The sequence below is a fragment of the uncultured Paracoccus sp. genome, assembly GCF_937873615.1.
Taxonomy (GTDB): domain Bacteria; phylum Pseudomonadota; class Alphaproteobacteria; order Rhodobacterales; family Rhodobacteraceae; genus Paracoccus.
Genome location: NZ_CALMYP010000046.1, coordinates 1 through 2,719 on the forward strand (window position 1 = coordinate 1; position 2,719 = coordinate 2,719).

General features: G+C 63.4%; 4 protein-coding genes. 3 read left to right on the top strand and 1 reads right to left on the bottom strand.

Going from position 1 to position 2,719, the window contains the following annotated elements; genetic code table 11:
- Positions 1 to 258 (bottom strand): hypothetical protein (locus Q0330_RS10910; protein WP_299478700.1); only part of this gene is annotated, 258 nt, incomplete at its 3' end.
- Between Q0330_RS10910 and Q0330_RS10915 the strand changes: the two genes are divergently transcribed.
- From Q0330_RS10915 to Q0330_RS10925, 3 genes are all read left to right on the top strand, one after another.
- Positions 175 to 552, top strand: a complete 378-nt coding sequence (locus Q0330_RS10915; protein WP_299478697.1) for a transposase — start codon at positions 175 to 177, stop codon at positions 550 to 552. The genes Q0330_RS10910 and Q0330_RS10915 overlap by 84 nt on opposite strands.
- The gene (gene tnpB, locus Q0330_RS10920; protein ID WP_271114220.1) at positions 549 to 902 is read left to right on the top strand and encodes an IS66 family insertion sequence element accessory protein TnpB; all 354 of its coding nucleotides are present in this window, start codon (positions 549 to 551) and stop codon (positions 900 to 902) included. Before Q0330_RS10915 ends, tnpB begins: the two co-directional genes overlap by 4 nt.
- Before the next feature lie 64 nt (positions 903 to 966).
- Complete coding sequence (locus Q0330_RS10925) at positions 967 to 2,616, top strand: IS66 family transposase (protein WP_299478694.1); 1,650 nt, start codon at positions 967 to 969, stop codon at positions 2,614 to 2,616.
- Positions 2,617 to 2,719 lie beyond the last annotated feature (103 nt).

Below are 2,719 nucleotides of genomic sequence, written 5' to 3' on the forward strand. Positions count from 1 at the left end.
GTAAGCGGCGGCCACGCCCCATTGAATTGATGTGTTTCTGACGCCTGACGCGCCTGCGATAGGGTCTGCTTGAGCAGATGGAGGTTGCGCATGGCGGATGGTGGTGATGGGTTCATGGGCCGGTGCGAGGTTGTCGAACCGCGGCGGCGAGGCAAGCGGCGGTGGCCAGCTGAGGTGAAGGCACGGATTGTTGCCGAGAGCCTTCAGCCGGGTGTCCGGGTTGTCGATGTGGCAGCGCGCTATGACATCCTGCCCCATCACCTGTCAGATTGGCGCCGCCATGCCCGGCAAGGTCGGCTGGCACTCCCTGATGACCTTATGGACGGGCTGACCACATCTTCAGGCTCGGCGGTGGCAGAACCTGCCTTCGTGCCGCTGTCGATTTTGCCTGAAGCTTCGGATCAGCCGGTGCCCTCAAGAGGCGTTGATGCACAGGGTGGTTCCGGGGTGATGGTGATTGAGGTCGGACGCGATCTGTTGCTGCGGATTCCCGGCGATGTTGCAGTGGAACGCGCGGCCGCACTGGTGCAGGCGTTGCGAGGGGCGTCGTGATTGTCGCTGGCGGGCGGCTGCCGATCCTGATCGCGACACGCCCGGTGGACTTTCGCTGCGGGCATAATGCTCTGGCACTGATGGTGCAGACCGAATTGAAGCTGGATCCGTATTCGGGTGTGACGGTGGTGTTCCGCTCGAAGCGCGGGGACAGGCTGAAGATCCTGGTCTGGGATGGCACCGGCATGGTGCTGATTTACAAGGTATTGGAACATGGCAGCTTCGCCTGGCCGAAGGTTCAGGATGGGGTGATGCGGGTGTCTCGGGCGCAGGCGGAAGCCCTGTTCGAAGGCTTGGATTGGCGCCGGACGGTTGCGCGTCGGGTGCAGGCCCCGACTGCGGCAGGATGACTCACCGGGTGAGTTTTGGTGTTGTTTTGTTGGGCTTTCTGTCCCCGATCGGGTAGAAATGCGTATGTCGCAGACCTTCGATCTCAGTCAATTCCCGGACCTGCCGCCCGAGGTGGTGAAGGCCTTTGCGGCGGTTCAGTTCGAGCTTTCGGTCGAACGTGCGGCGCGCCAGCATGAACAGGCGGTGGTGGCCGAGAAGGAGGCCTTCATCACCGAGCTCAAGGAGCTGATCGAGAAGCTGGAAGGCCAGGTTCAGGATTACCGGCGCGCGAAGTTCGGACCGAAATCGGAAAAGCTGGACCCCGCGCAGCTGGAACTGGCGCTGGAAGACCTGGAAACCGCGATTGCCGAGACGCAGGCGCAAATCGCCGCTGTCGAAGAGAAGATCGCGGCCAGCGAACGTGATCCCGAGAAGCGCAAGCCGCGCGCCCCTCGCAAGGCGCGGGCGCTGCCCGAAAGCCTGCCGCGTATCGAGCGCGTGGTCGAACCCGACAGCATTGCCTGCCCCTGCGGCTGCGGCGACATGGTCCGGATCGGCGAAGACCGTAGCGAACGGCTGGATTACATCCCCGCGCGCTATCAGGTCATCGTTACGGTGCGCCCGAGATACGCCTGTCCCAAGGGGCGCACCGGCGTGGTGCAGGCGAAGGCCCCTGCGCATCTGCTGGAAGGCAGTTGGCCGACCGAAGCGCTTCTGGCGCAGATTGCCGTCTCCAAGCATTCGGAACACATGCCGTTGAACCGGCAAGCCGTGGTCATGGCCCGGCACGGGGTGCCGATCGATCGGTCGGTTCTGGCCGACTGGATGGGCCGGACTGGGGCGCTGATCGCCCCCATAGTCGATCACATGGCCAAGCAGTTGATGACCGACAGCACGCACCTCTATGTCGATGAAACCACCGCCCCGGTGCTGGATCCAGGTAAGGGCAGGACAAAGACAGGTTATCTCTGGGCGGTGCTGCGCGATGATCGTGGCTGGAACGGCCCCGCGCCGCCCGGCGTGGTGTTCCATTACCGGCCCGGGCGAAAGGGCGAATACGCCGCTGAAATCCTCAACGGCTTCAATGGCACGATCCAGGTCGATGCCTATGGCGCCTATACCCATCTGGCCACGCCGAAACGCACGGGCGGCGATCCGCTGCGGCTGGCATTCTGTTGGGCGCACGGTCGGCGCAAGCTGATCAAGGCCATACCGAAGAAGGGATCACCCATCGTCGATGAGGCGCTCTTGCGGATCGCCGCCCTCTACAAGATCGAGGAGGCCATCCGTGGCTCAGACCCGGATCGTCGCATAGCCGTGCGTCAGGAACTGTCCCGCCCGCTGGTCGATGAGTTCTTCGCCTGGCTGGCGGCCCAGGCCGCACGGGTCTCGCACAAATCCGACCTCGGCGAGGCCATGGCCTACATGCTGAAACGTCAGGATGGCTTCCGGCTGTTTCTCGACGACGGCCGCGTCGACATCGACTCCAACCTCGTCGAAAACGCCATCCGCAGCCCCGCCATGAACCGTCGCAACGCGCTATTCGCCGGCCACGATGAGGGCGGAAAAAACTGGGCCCGCTTCGCCAGCCTGATCGGCTCGTGCAAGATGAATGGTGTCGAACCCTATGCCTACCTGCGCGATCTGTTCACGAAACTGGCCAATGGCCATCTCGACAAGGACATCGATGCCCTGATGCCGTGGGCTTACGCCCAGCAGGGCTGGGATGCATAGGGACCTCGTCTCGTAGTCCCTGACGAGCTACCGACCGTCATCCGCTTCATCCCACCGCGACACCGCGCAAGGGCAAAATCAATGGGGCGTGACCGCCGCTTAC